This window comes from Streptomyces sp. ISL-1, from assembly GCF_018614585.1.
Taxonomy (GTDB): Bacteria; Actinomycetota; Actinomycetes; order Streptomycetales; family Streptomycetaceae; genus Streptomyces; species Streptomyces maoxianensis.
In genome coordinates this window covers 97,896-113,292 of record NZ_JAGGOI010000038.1, presented here as the reverse complement: position 1 = coordinate 113,292, position 15,397 = coordinate 97,896, and the positions used below count along the sequence as shown (strand labels likewise).

The following is a 15,397-nucleotide window of genomic DNA, read 5'->3' as shown; positions in this document are numbered from 1 at the left end:
CGCTGGGGCGGATGTCCGATTCCGGGCCGTACGCTCCTCGGCTGGGCCGCCCAGTAGCCGCCTAGTAGGCGCGGGCCACGATCGCGACAGTACCCGGCGCGTCGTCGGCCTCCGGAACCGACCCGTCCTCGGTGATCAGACACCGTACGGTCACAGCCTGCTCGGCGAGCTGGTCCTCGCCGTCCTGGCCCAGGGTCGACCACGGGATACGGGCCCAGCCGCCGGCGACGGCGGCCTCGGCGGCCTCCTCGATCGTCGCCACGTCGGTCGTACGGGACTCGCGGCGGTCGCGCGACTCCTTCAGCAGCTGCGCCTGGCCCTCCTCGAGGACCTTCGGCAGCAGCTCGGCCAGCGCCTCGATCCGCACCGGCTCCTTGCCGCCGGGGATGCGACGGGCCAGCATCGCGGTGCCCGCCTCCAGGTCGCGCGGGCCGACCTCGATGCGTACCGGAACGCCCTTGAGTTCCCAGTCGACCGCGCGGCGGCCGAAGGGGGTGTCGGTGCGGTCGTCGACCTGCACGCGCAGGCCCGCGGCCTTCAGCCGGTCGCCGATCTCGCGGACCTTGGCGACGGCCTCGTCGCCCTTGATGGCCATGACGACGACCTGGACGGCCGCGAGACGCGGTGGCACGCGCAGTCCGTTGTCGTCGCCGTGCGACATGATCAGGCCGCCGACCATCCGGGTGGAGGAGCCCCAGGAGGTCTGCCAGGCCAGCTCCTGCTTGCCCTCCTTCGACAGGTAGGTGGTGTTGAAGGCCTTGGAGAAGTTGGTGCCGAGCTCATGGCTCGTACCCATCTGAAGCGCCTTGCCGTCGCCCATCATGGCTTCGAGCGTGAGGGTGTTGATGGCGCCGGCGAAGCGCTCCCTGGGCGTCTTGCGGCCGAGCACCACGTCGATGCCGAGGACATTGGTCATGAAGTCCGCGTAGACGTTCTTGTGGATGTGGGCGGCGTAGTCGCGGGCGTCCTCGTAGGTGGCGTGGGCGGTGTGGCCCTCCTGCCAGAGGAATTCGGTAGTACGCAGGAAGACGCGCGGGCGCATCTCCCAACGGACCACATTGGCCCACTGGTTGATCAGCAGCGGCAGATCGCGGTAGCTCTGCACCCACTTCGAGAAGTAGTCGTTGATGATCGTCTCGGACGTGGGGCGTACGACGATGGGCTCCTCGAGCTCCTTGCCGCCACCGTGCGTGACGACCGCGAGTTCGGGTGCGAAGCCCTCGACATGCTCAGCTTCCCGAGTCAGGTAAGACTGTGGGATGAAGAGCGGGAAGTAGGCGTTCTGGGCACCCGCGTCCTTGATGCGGGCGTCCATCTCCTGCTGCATCCGCTCCCACAGGCCGTAGCCGTACGGTCGGATGACCATGGTGCCGCGCACCGGGCCGTTGTCCGCCAGTTCGGCCTTGTTGATCAGGTCCTGGTACCAGCGCGGGAAGTCTTCCGACTGGGGCGTGAGAACGGGTGCCTTTGCCATGGCGCGCATCGTACGGCGACACCGGGGCCGAGCGTGAATCGGCCGGAGTGCGAGGGCGCACGCCGGGGGCACGCAAGCATTGCCCCTCAACCCCTGGACTTGCGGGCGCATGCGGAGTTCTCTGGCATACGGGGGGAGCGCAGGCGTACGCACACGGGGGGCTGTCCTTCAGGGCTCGGCTGACCTCTTGGCGGATTGGGGCGCTTTCGATGACACCAACGCTCGTCCAGCACCGACCCCACGCGTCGTCCACGTCTCCGTCTCCGGCGGAGACGTGTGCGCGGGCCCGGGACTGGGCCGAGATCCAGGAACGGATGCTGGTGCCGCTCTACGAGGCGGTGTACGAGCGCCTGGAGGTCGGCTCCGGGACGCGGCTGCTCGGCCTCGACTGCGGGTCCGGCCTCGCGCTGCTGATCGCGGCGGGGCGCGGAGCGCGGGTGACGGGGGTGGACACGGACCGCGAACGGCTCGCGCTGGCGCGGGAACGGATGGCTCCGGAGGCGGGGGCGCCCGCGCGGGACGTCGAGCTGACGGAAGGCGATGCGGCGGCCGTGGCGGACGCGGAGCGGGGTCCGTACAACCTGATCACCGCGTTTCAGCCGATCGGCTGCGCGGCGGGTGACTCGGAGGGCCTTGGACCGGCTGTCGCGGCGGCCGTCGAGTTGGCAGAGCGCGGCAGCGTGGTGGTGCTCACGGGCTGGGGCCCGCCGGAGCGCTGCGCGACGTCGGGTGTGCTGCGGGTGGCCGGCCGGCTGACCGAACGGCTACGGACGGGCGGCTGGCGCCCGGCGCTGCGGGACGACTTGGAGGACGTCGCGGCGCAGGCGGGCCTGAAGCCGGACGGCTCGGGCCGGGTGGCGTGCCCCTTCGGCTACGCGGACATGGAGAGTGCGGTGCGGGGGCTGCTGTCGACGGGGCTGTACGCGGCGGCGGTGCGGGCGACGGACCAGTTGCAGGTGGAGAAGGAGATCAGGGAGGCGCTGCATGCGCATCGGCGGCGGGACGGCACGGTGTGGATGCCGAATGTGTTCCGGTACCTGATCGCGCGGACGCGCTGAGGTGTGGGCGGGGTGCGGGTTCGGGTTCCGCTGCGCGGGGCCTTTCCCCTCCCCGCCCCTTCCCACAACCGGGGCAGGCCCCGGACCCCGGGGCGGCAGCTTCGCGCGGCCCGTGTGGCAGTAACTGTTCACTCCGGAGGCGGGCTTGATGCCCGGCGCGAGGGACGTGACTCCGCCCGCCTCTGCCGGGAGCCGCACGCATGCGGCTTCGCGCCGCCGGTCGGCTCCCAGCCCGGCAGGGGCGTCCCTGGACACGCGAGCGGCAGCTCCCCGCCGCCCTGCCGGGGCAACTGTCCACGCCAGAGGCGGACTCTTGGTGCCCGGCGGGCAACCTCCCCCTCCGAGAGCGCTGCACGGGCGTTCCTGAGCGGCGGCTTCGCGCCACCGGTCGGTGAAGGCCCGCCCCGAGCCCGGCGGGGCGTCATCCAAACAGGCGGCGGCAACTCCCCGCCGCCCTGCCGGAGCAACTGCCCATACCAGAGGTGCGCTTGACGCCCAGCGCGGACAACCTCGCGCCGCCCGCACGCCCTGACGCGCTGCGCAGGCGTTACTGAGCGGCAGCTTCGCGCTGCCGGTCGGCGAGGCCCGCCCCGTCCCCAGACACGCGAGCGACAGCTTCACGCCGCCCTCGCGCGCCCCCAAACGGGTCGGCAGCAGCCCCAGTGCTCGGCGCGGGCGCAGCCGAAGGGGGGTGATGCGGCGCAACGTGGCCCGGCGCGCTACTCGGACTTGTCCGGGCTGGTGAGGCCCGCCACGCGGTACGTCTCGGACTCGTCCAGTGTTTCCCTCTCCAGCAGCGCCCGCGCCAGCGCGTCCAATCGGTCGCGGTTTTCGCGCAGTTGGCGGCAGGCGCTCTCGTAGCACTCGTCGACGATCCGGCGCATCTCGTGCTCCACCGTGTCCAGCGTCGCCGGGGCGGCCGAGAGGCCGTACGCCTGCTGGGGGTCGTTCGGGATCGCGGTCAGTCTGCCGACCCGTTCGCTCATGCCCCAGCGGCCGACCATGCCCCTGGCCAGGTGCGTGACCTGTTCCAGGTCGCTCTCCGAGCCCGTCGTGATCACGTCGAAGACGACGTGTTCCGCCGCCATACCGCCCAGCGCGCCGACGATGCGGCCCCGCAGATACGCCTCGGGGTACGCGTACCTGTCCGCGTCGGGTGTGGAGAGCGTGACGCCCAGCGCCCGGCCGCGCGGCACGATGCTGACCTTGCGGACCGGGTCCGCGCCGGGCTGGAGCATGCCGAGCAGCGCGTGCCCGCTCTCGTGGTAGGCGGTGCGTCTGCGGTCCTCCTCCGGCATGACCAGCGGGCGTTCCGCGCCGAGTTGGACCTTTTCCAGGGCGGCGAAGAGGTCGGACTGAGTGACTGCCGACTGTTTGCGCTTGGCCGCGAGGAGCGCGGCCTCGTTGACCAGGTTGGCGAGATCCGCGCCCGTCATCCCCGGCGTCGCGCCGGCGATCTGGGCCAGGTCGACGTCCTCGGCCAGTGGGACCCGCCGGGTGTGGATCTTGAGGATGGCCTCCCGGCCGGCACGGTCGGGCGGGGAGACCTGAACGACCCGGTCGAAGCGGCCGGGCCGGGTCAGCGCGGGGTCGAGGACGTCGGCGCGGTTGGTGGCGGCGAGTACGACCACGCCCTCCGAGCCGCTGAAGCCGTCCATCTCGGTGAGGATCTGGTTGAACGTCTGCTCGCGCTCGTCGTGCCCGCCCAGGCCCGCGCCGCCGCCCCGCACCTGCCCGATCGTGTCGATCTCGTCGATGAAGATGATGGCCGGGGCGACCCTGCGCGCCTCGGCGAAGAGTTCACGGACCCGGCTGGCACCCACCCCGACGATCATCTCGATGAACTCCGAGGCGGACGCGGAGAAGAAGGGCACCCCGGCCTCGCCCGCCACCGCCCGTGCCAGCAGCGTCTTCCCGGTGCCGGGCGGTCCCGAGAGCAGTACGCCGCCGGGCATCCTCGCGCCCATCCTCCGGTACGCCTGCGGGTTCTTGAGGAAGTCGACGATGTCGTGGAGCTCGGCCTTGACGTCCTCGATGCCGGCCACGTCATCGAAGGTGGTGCGCTTGCCCGGCTCGACCTCCACCGGCTTCGGCTTACGGCCGAGCACGCCGCCGCCCAGCGGCGCGCCCATCCGCCGGGCGATGTACAGCCACAGCAGTACGAGGACCAGCGTCGGCGCGAGCGAGATCAGCAGATTGGCCAGCACGCCGCGTCCCGTGGTGACTACCGGCTCGGCCGTCACGGTGACGTTCTGCCTGCTCAGCTCGGACCAGAGATTGTCGTCGGCGAAGGCCGGCCGATGGGTCGTGAACTTGGTGTAGTCGCCCTTGCCGTCGGGAAGAGGGGCCTTCCGTTTGAGCTCGCCCTGGATCGTGTCGCCCCTGGCGTAGATCTTCGAGACATTGCCGTTTGTGACCTGCTTGCTGAACTCCGTGTACGGGATGGTGGGCCCGCCCCCGCCGCCGAGGAAGGACAGCAGAAGATTGGCGGCCAGATAGACGACGAGCGCGGTGAGAATCAGGCCGGGCCAGCCTCCAGGCATCTTCCTGGGCGGGGGCGCGCCCTCGGAGCGCCACGGCTGGTCGGTGCGCTCGCGTGGGGGTGCTGGGTTGGCCACGCCTGCTCTCCTCTGCCGTGACTCGGCGCCTTTGCCCATGACCGCACAGATCCCCCGGCGTCGCCAGCCGGAGCCGCCGGCCGGGCGAGGATGCCGTCATGCGGCCGGAGCGAGCACGCTCAACCCGCCGGAGCAAGCACACTCATCCCGCCGGAGCGAGCACACTCATCCGGCCGGACCGGGCACGCGAAGGGCCCACGGCCGGTCCGGCCGTGGGCCCTTCGGGGTCGGCGTCAGCGTGTCAGCCGGCCGGCGTCTCACCCCATGAACTTCTTGAACTCGTCGGGCAGTTCGAAGTCCTTGCCCGGCTCACCGGCCGGCATGCCGAACGCGTTGCCCTGCGCCGCCTGCTCGCGGCGCGCCGTGGCCGCCTGCTCCTCGGCCTTGCGCTTCATCGGGTTGCCGCTCTTGCGCTTGCCCTTGGCCTGCTTGAGCTGCTTCTTCTGGCGGCCGGGGCCGCCACCCATGCCGGGCATCCCGGGCATGCCCGGCATCCCGCCGCCCTGCGCCATCCTCGACATCATCTTGCGGGCCTCGAAGAACCGCTCCACCAGGCCCTTCACCGCGCTGACGTCGACACCGGAGCCCTTGGCGATACGGGCTCGGCGCGAGCCGTTGATGATCGTCGGCTCCTGACGCTCACCGGGCGTCATCGACTTGATGATCGCGGCGGTACGGTCCACGTCCCGCTCGTCGATGTTGTTGATCTGGTCCTTGATCTGCCCCATGCCGGGCAGCATCCCGAGCAGCTTGGAGATGGAGCCCATCTTCCTGACCTGCTCCATCTGGGCCAGGAAGTCGTCGAGCGTGAAGTCCTTGCCCTTGCTGCTCGCCAGCTTGGAGGCCATTTGGGCGGCCTCTTCCTGGCTGAAGGTCTGCTCGGCCTTCTCGATCAGCGACAGCATGTCGCCCATGCCGAGGATGCGGGACGCCATGCGGTCCGGGTGGAACGCGTCGAATTCGTCCAGCTTCTCGCCGTTGGAGGCGAACATGATCTGGCGGCCGGTGACGTGCGCGATGGAGAGCGCCGCGCCACCGCGGGCGTCACCGTCGAGCTTGGAGAGCACCACGCCGTCGAAGCCGACGCCGTCGCGGAATGCCTCCGCGGTGTTGACCGCGTCCTGACCGATCATCGCGTCGACGACGAAGAGGACCTCGTCGGGGCTGACGGCGTCGCGGATGTCCGCGGCCTGCTGCATCAGCTCCTGGTCGATGCCGAGGCGGCCCGCGGTGTCGACGACGACCACATCGAACTGCTTGGCCCTGGCGTACTCGATGGAGTCCTTGGCGACCTTGACCGGGTCGCCGACGCCGTTGCCCGGCTCCGGCGCGTAGACCGCCACGCCGGCGCGCTCGGCGACGACGGAGAGCTGGGTGACCGCGTTGGGACGCTGGAGGTCGGCGGCGACGAGCAGTGGCGAGTGGCCCTGGCCCTTGAGCCACAGGCCCAGCTTTCCGGCCAGGGTCGTCTTACCGGAGCCCTGCAGACCCGCGAGCATGATCACGGTCGGCGGCTGCTTGGCGAACCGGAGGCGGCGGGTCTCGCCACCGAGGATGCCGACGAGCTCCTCGTTGACAATCTTGATGACCTGCTGGGCCGGGTTCAGCGCCTGGGAGACCTCGGCGCCGGCCGCGCGCTCCTTGACCTGCTTGATGAAGGCCCGGACAACGGGCAGCGCGACATCCGCCTCGAGCAGCGCGATACGGATCTCGCGCGCCGTGGCGTCGATGTCCGCCTCGGACAGGCGGCCCTTGCCCCGGAGGTTCTTGAATGTCGCGGCAAGGCGGTCGGAGAGGGTGTCGAACACGGCGGTCGCGGATCCTCAGGTGTCGGGAGCAGGCGGACAGTGCCCCCCAGGGTATCCGGCCGGGCGCAGTGTGGTCTGCCCCGTGGGGGGTCTCACGTCAGGCGCGCAGTACCGCCTCCAGCGCACGGGCCGTCTCGGCGGCCTCCTCGGCGGGCAGCGGCGCCCCTTCTGGGCCCGTCACATAGAACGCGTCGACGGCGTTGGCGCCGAGCGTGGAGACATGGGCGCTGCGCACCCTTAGCGCCGATTCGTCCAGGGCGCGGCCGATGCGGTGCAGCAGACCGGGGGCGTCGTGGGCGCGGACCTCGATCACGGTGGCGAGCCGGGAGCCCGCGGGCGCGACCGTCACGCGCGGGGGCGGCGCCTGGCCCGCTCGGCGGCGCGGATAGGCCGCCTCCCGCTCGGCGAGCCTGGCCGGGATGTCGAGCGAGCCGTCCAGGGCGCGTACGAGATCGGAGCGGAGCCGGGCGGCCTGCGGCAGGGAGCCGTACGCCGCCGCCACCCGCCAGCTCAGCAGCAGTACGCCACCGGGCCCGCCCAGTTCGCTGGGCAGGTCGATGGAGCGCAGGTCGGCGGCTCGGACGGTCAGCCGGTGCAGGGCCAGCACACCGGCCGCCGCCGGCAGCACCCCCGGCTGGTCGGGCAGCGCGATCAGCAGCTCGACGCCGACGGGTTCGGGCTCGTCGCCGGTCGCCGCCTCGGTCTGGGCGTGCAGTGCGAGCACCGGTTCGCCGGTGCGCAGCGCCTCGATGGCGAGACGTTCCTGCTCGGCGCTCGGCGCGGCGGGCTCCGGCTCGGCCGGGTCGGCGCCCGCGAGGACGGCCGCGACCCGCTTCACCAGGTCGTCCACGAGCGAACCACGCCAGGAGGACCAGGCGGCGGGCCCGGTGGCGAGCGCGTCGGCCTCGGTCAGGGCGTGCAGCAGCTCGAGCGTGCCGGGCGATCCGACTACCTCGGCGACGGAGGCGACCGTGGCCGGGTCGTCAAGGTCGCGCCGGGTGGCTGTCTCGATGAGCAGCAGGTGGTGGCGTACGAGCGTGGCGATGACGGCCACATCGGCGCGGTCGAATCCGATCCGGACGGCGACGTCCTTGGCGATGGTCTCGCCCGCCACCGAGTGGTCGCCGGGCCAGCCCTTGCCGATGTCGTGCAGCAGGGCCGCGATCAGCAGCAGATCGGGGCGGCCCACCCGGCGGGTCAGCGAGGAGGCCTTGACCACCGCCTCGACGAGATGCCGGTCGACGGTCCAGGTGTGTACGGGGTTGCGCTGCGGCCGGCACCGTACACGCTCCCAGTCGGGCAGCAGCTGGGTGATCAGGCCCTCGGCCTCCAGCGCCTCCCAGACCGCGATCGTCGGCTCGCCCGCGCCGAGCAGGGTGAGCAGCTCCTCGCGGGCCTCGGCGGGCCACGGCACAGGCAGCGGCCGGGTAGTGGCCGCGAGCCGCCGTACGGCGTGCAGGGAGATCGGCAGCCCGGACTGGGCGGCGGCCGCCGCCGCCCGCAGCGGGAGCACCGGGTCGCGTTCGGGCCGCGCCGCGCGGGCGAGCACCACCTCGCCGTCCTGCTCGACGACGCCTTCGGCGAGGGGGTTGCGCTCGGGCTGCGGGCCGCGGCCGCCGCCCAGCATCGCCCGCAGCCGGGGCCGTACGGCGCGTGACCTGAGTACGCGGTTCACCTCGCGCCAGGTGACGTCCGTGGCGTACGAGACGGTGCGTGCCGCCTCGTACACCTGGCGCAGCAGCGCGTCGGCGTCCAACAGGCCGAGCTCGGCGGCGACCTGGTCCTGCTCCTGCAGGGCGAGCCGGTCGGTGGCCCGTCCTGTGGTCAGATGCAGCGCGTCCCGGGCGTCCAGCAGCGCCCGGCGGGCATCGGCGAGCCCTTCGCGGGGCGCGTCGGCGAGCCAGGAGGCGGCGACGGCGCGCAGTGCGGTGACGTCCCGCAGCCCGCCGCGCGCCTCTTTGAGGTCCGGCTCCAGGAGGAACTGCAACTCGCCCTGTCGCTCTGCCCGTTCGCGACAGAGCTCATCCAGCTCCGGCAGCCGCTTGGGGGCCTGGTTGCGCCAGTCGGCCAGCACAGTGGTGCGCAGCCCTGCCACCAGACCCAGATCGCCCGCGACATGGCGCGCGTCCAGCAGCCCGAGCTGCACCTTGAGGTCCTCGCCGGCTGTCTTGCGCGCCTCGCCGGGAGTGCGTACGGAGTGGTCGAGTGCGAGCCCCAGATCCCACACCGGGTACCAGATCCGGTCCGCGAGGGCGGCGAGGTCGCCCGCGTCCGCCCGCCCGTCGTGCAGCAGGAGCAGATCGAGGTCGCTGCGCGGGGAGAGTTCGCCGCGCCCGTAGCCGCCGACGGCGACAAGTGCCGCGCCGCGGACCCCGGCCTGTCGGCAGGCGGTGGTGAACAGCGCGTTCAGCCACTCGTCTGTCAGTCTCGCCAGGGCAGCACGGCGCGGCGGCCCGGACTGCGCCTTCTCGTTGAGAAGGCGCAGCCGGGCCGCCGCATAGCCGCTGGGTCCCGAGTCTTCCGCTTCGGTGGTCACATCCAGGCTCGTCACCCAGCAGCTCCTGTTCTGCTCCGCGTTTACAGCGCGTCCGGGCCGCGTTCGCCGGTCCGCACCCGTACCGCTGTCTCGACCGGGACGCTCCACACCTTGCCGTCACCGATCTTGCCCGTACGGGCCGCCTTGACGACCACGTCGATGAGCTGCTCGGCGTCACCGTCCTCGACCAGTACCTCTATGCGGATCTTCGGCACCAGGTCGACGGTGTACTCGGCGCCACGGTAGACCTCGGTGTGTCCGCGCTGGCGGCCGTATCCACTGGCCTCCGTGACCGTGAGCCCCTGGACTCCGAAGGCCTGCAGGGCCTCCTTGATCTCGTCGAGCCGGTGAGGCTTTACGACGGCGGTGATGAGCTTCATGCGTCCACCTTCTTGGTCTTGGCCGCGGGTGCCACGGAGTCGCCCGGGGCGGGCGCGGCCTTGCGGGAGCCGGCGCCGCCGCCGGCACCGCTGAAGTCGTACGCCGTCTCGGCGTGCTCGTCCTGGTCGATACCGGAGACCTCGACGTCCTCCTCGACCCGCATACCGATCGTCTTGTCGAGGACGAAGGCGAGCAGTGCCGATACCACCAGAGAGTAGGCCAGTACGGCGCCCACACCGATGGCCTGCTTGCCGAGCTGGTCGAGGCCGCCGCCGTAGAGGAGGCCCTTGACGTCGCTCTGGACGCCGCCGGTGGCGAAGAAGCCGACGAGCAGCGAGCCGACCACACCGCCGACGAGGTGGACGCCGACGACGTCGAGGGAGTCGTCGTAGCCGAACCTGAACTTCAGGCCGACGGCCATGGCGCAGAGCACACCGGCGATGGCGCCGACGGCGATCGCGCCGAGCGGGCTCACGGCGCCGCCGGACGGGGTGATGGCGACCAGGCCCGCGACCGCGCCGGAGGCGGCGCCGAGGGTGGTGAAGGCGCCGTGGCGGATCTTCTCGTACGCCAGCCAGGCGAGCATCGCGGCCGCGGTGGCGACCTGCGTGTTGACGAACATCACCGCGCCGACACCGTCGTCGTTGCCCAGCCAGGAGCCGGCGTTGAAGCCGAACCAGCCGAACCACAGCAGAGCGGCGCCGAGCATCACCAGCGGCAGGCTGTGCGGCCGCATCGGGTCCTTCTTGAAGCCGATTCGCTTGCCGATGACAAGGATCACTCCGAGGGCCGCGGCACCCGCATTGATGTGGACGGCGGTGCCGCCCGCGAAGTCGATGACGCCGAGCTCGAAGAGCCAGCCGCCGGCGCCCCACACCCAGTGCGCGACCGGGAAGTAGACGACGGTGACCCACAGGGCGATGAACAGCGCCCAGGCGGTGAACTTCACGCGGTCGGCGAGCGCACCGCTGATCAGCGCGGGCGTGATGATCGCGAACATCAGCTGGAAGACCGCGAAGACGTACACCGGGATGGTGTAGCCGTCCCACAGCTGAGTGATGCCGATGCCGCTCAGCCCGACGTAGTCGGAGCTCCAGCCGATGATGGAGCCCTTGTCGGTGCCGAAGGCGAGGCTGAACCCGTACACCACCCAAAGGATGGTGACGATCCCGAGGCTGATGAAGCTCATCATCAGCATGTTGAGTGTGCTCTTGACCCGGACCATGCCTCCGTAGAAGAAGGCAAGGCCCGGAGTCATGATCATCACCAGGGCGGAGCAGATGAGCATGAAGCCGGTATTGGCGGCAGACAGTGTCGGGGTGTCTGCGGCAAGGGTCGAGATGCCTTGGGGCATCGGCGTCTCCTCGTCGTCGGTGCGGCCGCGTGCGGGCGAAGCCTGTGCGGAAGGGCGGGCCGGTTATGCGCCATGAGGTTGGCGCAGCGCGGTTTCCGCCGATGCCGCAGGATGTTTCGCCGCAGTGACGAAGAGGTCCGGCGTGTTACGTGGCTATGAACAGCCGGGTCGGGCGGGAGGGCCGGGAGTACCCTCTGCGCACATCACGAGCCGACCGCGACGCTCACCCGGCTGACCTGGCACGGGGGAGCCGAGTCGGGGTATTCGGGGTGAGCGCCGCGGCCGGGGTCTGGTGACGCCGCCCGCTCAGACCGCTTCCGCGGTCTCGGGCAGCTGGGAGGTCAGCAGGTCGGTGAAGTGGGCGACCTCGGCCACGTCGCCGAAGTCCCGGGCCGCCGTGTCGACGGTCTTGCGCAGCCGGGTGTTGACCCGCTCGGAGCGCACCCGCTTGGCGACCTTGAGAGCCTGGCCGGCCAGCTGCGTGGACTGCTCGGGCTCCCTCTTGAGCAGATGGACCGTGGCCATGCCGACCAGATTGAGTGCGTACGAACGCTGGTGCTCCTCCTCCTGGCCGAAGAGCTCGACGGCGCGCCGCATGACCGGCTCGGCGAGCGAGGCGTAGGTGGGGCTGCGGCCCGCCACATAGGCCAGGTCGCGGTACGAGTGGGCGTTCTCCCCGTTGAGCTCGGCCTCGGAGAAGAAGCGGATCCAGTCGGGCTCGGGCTCGCCGTCGAGAGCGGCGTCGGCGAAGGTGTCCTCGGCCATCCGGACGGCTCGCTTGCACTTGCTGGGCTGGCCCATATTGGCGTAAGCGCGGGCCTCCATCGCATACAGCATTGCCTGGGTGCGAGCGGTGGCGCAGTCGCGGCTGCCGTACTGAGCGAGATGCACGAGCTCCAGGGCGTCGTCGGGCCGCCCGAGGTGGATCATCTGGCGGCTCATGGACGACAGAATGTACGAGCCGAGGGGCTTGTCGCCCGCCTCCTTGGCGGCGTGCAGCGCGAGCACGAAGTACTTCTGCGCGGTGGGCTGCAGGCCGACGTCGTAACTCATCCAGCCGGCCAGCTCGGCGAGCTCCGCGGCGCACCTGAACAGCCGCTGCGCGGTGCTCTGGGGCTGCGGCTCCTGGAGCAGATCGGTGACTTCGTGCAATTGGCCCACGACGGCCTTGCGTCGCAGCCCGCCGCCGCACTGCGCGTCCCACTGGCGGAACATCACTGTCGTGGACTCCAGCAGGTCCAGCTCGGGCTTGGACAGCCGTGACGCCCTGCGCAACGCGGCGGGGGGCACCTGCTGCCCCTCGCCGGGCGGGGAGGGCACCAGCCAGCGCTGCATCGGCTCGACCAGTGCGGGTCCCGCGGCCAGGGCGAGCGAGGTCCCGAGGAAGCCGCGCCGCGCCAGCATCAGGTCGCTGCGCGAGAACTCGCTGAGCAGGGAGACGGTCTCGGTGCCCGCCCAGGGGAGATCCACCCCGGACACGGCCGGTGACTGATGCCCCGATCGCAGTCCGAGGTCCTCGATGACCACGACGGTGCCGAAGCGCTCGGAGAACAGCTCGGAGAGAATGCGCGGAATCGGCTCGCGCGGCTGCTCGCCGTCGAGCCAGCGGCGTACGCGTGAGGTGTCGGTGCTGATGTGGTGTGCGCCCATCTGGCGCGCCCGGCGGTTCACTTGACGCGCGAGTTCGCCCTTCGACCAACCGCTGCGCACGAACCACGAGCTCAACTGCTCGTTCGGGCGCTTGCCGGTATCCGTACCGCTTGCGCCGCTGCCGTCCACTGGCACGCCCCCATCCGCTGAAGCCTTTGTCGCCCCGAACCCTTACCAGAATGCCGTGAGTTGAGACCGTCCGTACGGAGGTTGCACCCCACCGAACAGGAATCCGAGTTGCCCCCGGCATACCCGCGGGTGCGCAACGCTCCAAGGTTCGTGTACTGAAAGTAATGCCACGATCACCCCTCTCGCGAGTGAGATTGCAGAAACGCCACCATTCGCCACCCCTTCGAATGAACTCCCTTGCCCTCGGGCGCGATTCACTTGACATACGACGATCAGGGTGTGGCGGAGCGATGCACACACAGGCGCGCGGCCTGGTTCGCACCACCCCTCGCGCCACTGTGCGCCGCCGGACCTTCACCGGTTGCGACGCAGTGTCACGAGGAGACTTCGGGTCGTAACCACCGGCGATGCAGACCCGTTGGAGGGGGCATGGGCTTCACGATCGGCGGCATCCGGGAGATGCGGTCCGGCTCACGACGCCGCGGCCGCACCACAGAGTGCACAGTGGTGGCCGAGTACACAGGGCTGTGGGGCTGGGACGTGGCGCCGGGGGCGCGAGCGGCGTCCGGCGAATGTTCCTGCGGGGCGGCGGGCTGCCCTTCCCCGGGGGCCCATCCACTCGAGTTCACTCCCGAGGTGCCCGCGGGCGCGACGCTGGACGAGGTCACCAAGGCATTGTCCGAGGTGCCGGGCGCGACGCTCCTGCTGCCGGTCGGCCGAACCTTCGACATCCTCGACGTCGCCGCCCCGGCCGGTCGCCGCGCGCTGGTGCGCCTGGAGCGGATGGGGGTGCCGATCGGCCCGGTGACGGCCACGCCGGACGGCCGCTGCCAGTTCTTCGTCGCCCCCGGCGCCGCCGACGAGCTCCCGGACCTGCTTTACCGGATGGGCTGGGACGACGCGGACCTGGACCTGCACTGCCTGGGTCCGGGCGCCCACATCACCGCCCCGCCCTCCGACCACGCGGGCCTCGGCCCGGTCGGCTGGCTGCGGCCCCCGTCCCTGGACACGGCGTCGGCACCGCCGCAGGCGCGTCTGCTGCTGGGCACGCTGGCGTACGTCTGCCACCGCCTGCGCCCTTCGGGGATGTCCTCAAACGCCTGACGGGCCGGGTAATCCGGCCCGTCCGACGATTGAGCCAGGCGATAGAGCCAGGCGATAGAGCTAGTCGCCGATCAGCGCGTCGACGAACGCCTCCGGCTCGAACGGCGCGAGGTCGTCCGGCCCCTCGCCCAGGCCCACCAGCTTCACCGGTACGCCCAGCTCGCGCTGGACCGCGATCACGATGCCGCCCTTGGCCGTGCCGTCCAGCTTCGTCAGCACGATGCCGGTGATGTCCACGACCTCCGCGAACACCCGCGCCTGCACCAGACCGTTCTGCCCGGTCGTGGCGTCCAGGACCAGCAGGATCTCGTCCAGCGGCCCGTGCTTCTCCACGACGCGCTTGACCTTGCCGAGCTCGTCCATCAGGCCCGTCTTGGTGTGCAGCCGGCCCGCCGTGTCGATCAGTACGACGTCGGCGCCCTCGGCGATGCCCTCCTTGACCGCGTCGAACGCGATCGATGCCGGGTCGCCGCCCTCCGGGCCGCGCACCGTGCGCGCGCCGACCCGCTCGCCCCAGGTCTGGAGCTGGTCCGCCGCGGCCGCGCGGAACGTGTCCGCCGCGCCGAGGACCACGGACCGGCCGTCCGCGACGAGCACCCGCGCCAGCTTGCCGGTCGTCGTGGTCTTCCCGGTGCCGTTGACGCCGACGACCATGACGACACCAGGGGTGTCCAGACCGCTCTCGGTCTTCACCACACGGTCGAAGTCGGTACCGAGCAGACGCAGCAGTTCCTCGCGCAGCAGGCCGCGCAGTTCCTCGGGCGTACGCGTGCCGAGCACCCTCACGCGCTCGCGCAGGCGCTCGACCAGCTCCTGGGTCGGCGCGACGCCGACGTCCGCGGTGAGCAGGGTGTCCTCGATCTCCTCCCAGGTCTCCTCGTCGAGGTGCTCACGCGACAGGAGCGTGAGCAGCCCCTTGCCGAGCGCGGTCTGGGACCGGGAGAGGCGGGCGCGGAGCCGGACCAGTCGGCCGGCGGTCGGCTCGGGGATCTCGATCTCGGGGACCGGCGGCGCCGCGACGACCGGATCCTCGACAGCGGCCGGGGTCTCGACGGCCTCGGCGGCCCTGGGAAGGTCGACCTCTTCGATCGTGCGGCGTGGTTCTTCGACCGTCGGCGCCGCGTCCTCACCGACCTGAGGTTCGGCGGGCGGGGCAGTGATGGTCGGCGTGCTCGACGGTGCCGAGGGCGGCAGCTGCTTCTTCTTGCGGCTGCTGACCACGAGCCCGCTGATCGCGCCGACCGCGACCAGGGCGATGACTACAGCAAGGATGAGGATTTCCATA

At 71.2% G+C, this 15,397-nt stretch carries 10 protein-coding genes; 2 read left to right on the top strand and 8 right to left on the bottom strand.

Annotated elements, in window-relative coordinates:
• Nucleotides 1-61 precede the first annotated feature (61 nt).
• The gene (proS, locus tag J7E87_RS27000) at nt 62-1,474 is read right to left on the bottom strand and encodes a proline--tRNA ligase (RefSeq protein ID WP_215097144.1); all 1,413 of its coding nucleotides are present in this window, start codon (nt 1,472-1,474) and stop codon (nt 62-64) included.
• A gap of 209 nt (nt 1,475-1,683) precedes the next feature.
• Between proS and J7E87_RS26995 the strand changes: the two genes are divergently transcribed.
• Entirely contained in the window at nt 1,684-2,532 is an 849-nt protein-coding gene (locus J7E87_RS26995) for a methyltransferase domain-containing protein (protein ID WP_215097143.1), read from the top strand.
• Between the two features lie 719 nt (nt 2,533-3,251).
• Here the strand turns inward: J7E87_RS26995 and ftsH are convergent.
• From ftsH to J7E87_RS26965, 6 genes are all read right to left on the bottom strand, one after another.
• Nucleotides 3,252-5,150, bottom strand: coding sequence for an ATP-dependent zinc metalloprotease FtsH (ftsH, locus tag J7E87_RS26990; protein ID WP_215097142.1), 1,899 nt, complete (start codon nt 5,148-5,150; stop codon nt 3,252-3,254).
• A gap of 257 nt (nt 5,151-5,407) precedes the next feature.
• Nucleotides 5,408-6,958 carry a signal recognition particle protein gene (ffh, locus tag J7E87_RS26985; protein WP_215097141.1) on the bottom strand — a complete coding sequence of 517 codons (1,551 nt, stop codon included), beginning with the start codon at nt 6,956-6,958 and terminating at the stop codon, nt 5,408-5,410.
• Nucleotides 6,959-7,055: 97 nt separating this feature from the next.
• On the bottom strand, nt 7,056-9,509 hold the full coding sequence (locus J7E87_RS26980; RefSeq protein ID WP_215097140.1) for a [protein-PII] uridylyltransferase: 2,454 nt from the start codon (nt 9,507-9,509) through the stop codon (nt 7,056-7,058).
• Nucleotides 9,510-9,535: 26 nt separating this feature from the next.
• The gene (locus J7E87_RS26975; protein WP_064070309.1) at nt 9,536-9,874 is read right to left on the bottom strand and encodes a P-II family nitrogen regulator; all 339 of its coding nucleotides are present in this window, start codon (nt 9,872-9,874) and stop codon (nt 9,536-9,538) included.
• Complete coding sequence (locus J7E87_RS26970) at nt 9,871-11,229, bottom strand: ammonium transporter (protein WP_215097139.1); 1,359 nt, start codon at nt 11,227-11,229, stop codon at nt 9,871-9,873. Before J7E87_RS26970 ends, J7E87_RS26975 begins: the two co-directional genes overlap by 4 nt.
• A 306-nt stretch (nt 11,230-11,535) precedes the next feature.
• The gene (locus J7E87_RS26965) at nt 11,536-13,008 is read right to left on the bottom strand and encodes a hypothetical protein (protein ID WP_215097201.1); all 1,473 of its coding nucleotides are present in this window, start codon (nt 13,006-13,008) and stop codon (nt 11,536-11,538) included.
• Between the two features lie 429 nt (nt 13,009-13,437).
• Here J7E87_RS26965 and J7E87_RS26960 point away from each other — a divergent pair, with 429 nt between their 5' ends.
• A complete protein-coding gene (locus J7E87_RS26960) occupies nt 13,438-14,112 on the top strand; it encodes a bifunctional DNA primase/polymerase (protein ID WP_215097138.1) in 675 nt (224 codons plus the stop codon).
• Between the two features lie 60 nt (nt 14,113-14,172).
• Here J7E87_RS26960 and ftsY read toward each other — a convergent pair whose 3' ends face one another.
• A complete protein-coding gene (gene ftsY / locus J7E87_RS26955; protein WP_215097137.1) occupies nt 14,173-15,396 on the bottom strand; it encodes a signal recognition particle-docking protein FtsY in 1,224 nt (407 codons plus the stop codon).
• Nucleotide 15,397: the final 1 nt, after the last annotated feature.

What these genes read in the sequence shown, in the direction of transcription:
- J7E87_RS26970 (WP_215097139.1), bottom strand. Translation starts at nt 11,229, where the DNA reads ATGCCCCAAGGCATCTCGACCCTTGCCGCAGACACCCCGACACTGTCT.
- J7E87_RS26960 (WP_215097138.1), top strand. Translation starts at nt 13,438, where the DNA reads ATGGGCTTCACGATCGGCGGCATCCGGGAGATGCGGTCCGGCTCACGA.
- J7E87_RS26975 (WP_064070309.1), bottom strand. Translation starts at nt 9,874, where the DNA reads ATGAAGCTCATCACCGCCGTCGTAAAGCCTCACCGGCTCGACGAGATC.
- ftsY (WP_215097137.1), bottom strand. Translation starts at nt 15,396, where the DNA reads ATGGAAATCCTCATCCTTGCTGTAGTCATCGCCCTGGTCGCGGTCGGC.
- proS (WP_215097144.1), bottom strand. Translation starts at nt 1,474, where the DNA reads ATGGCAAAGGCACCCGTTCTCACGCCCCAGTCGGAAGACTTCCCGCGC.
- J7E87_RS26995 (WP_215097143.1), top strand. Translation starts at nt 1,684, where the DNA reads ATGACACCAACGCTCGTCCAGCACCGACCCCACGCGTCGTCCACGTCT.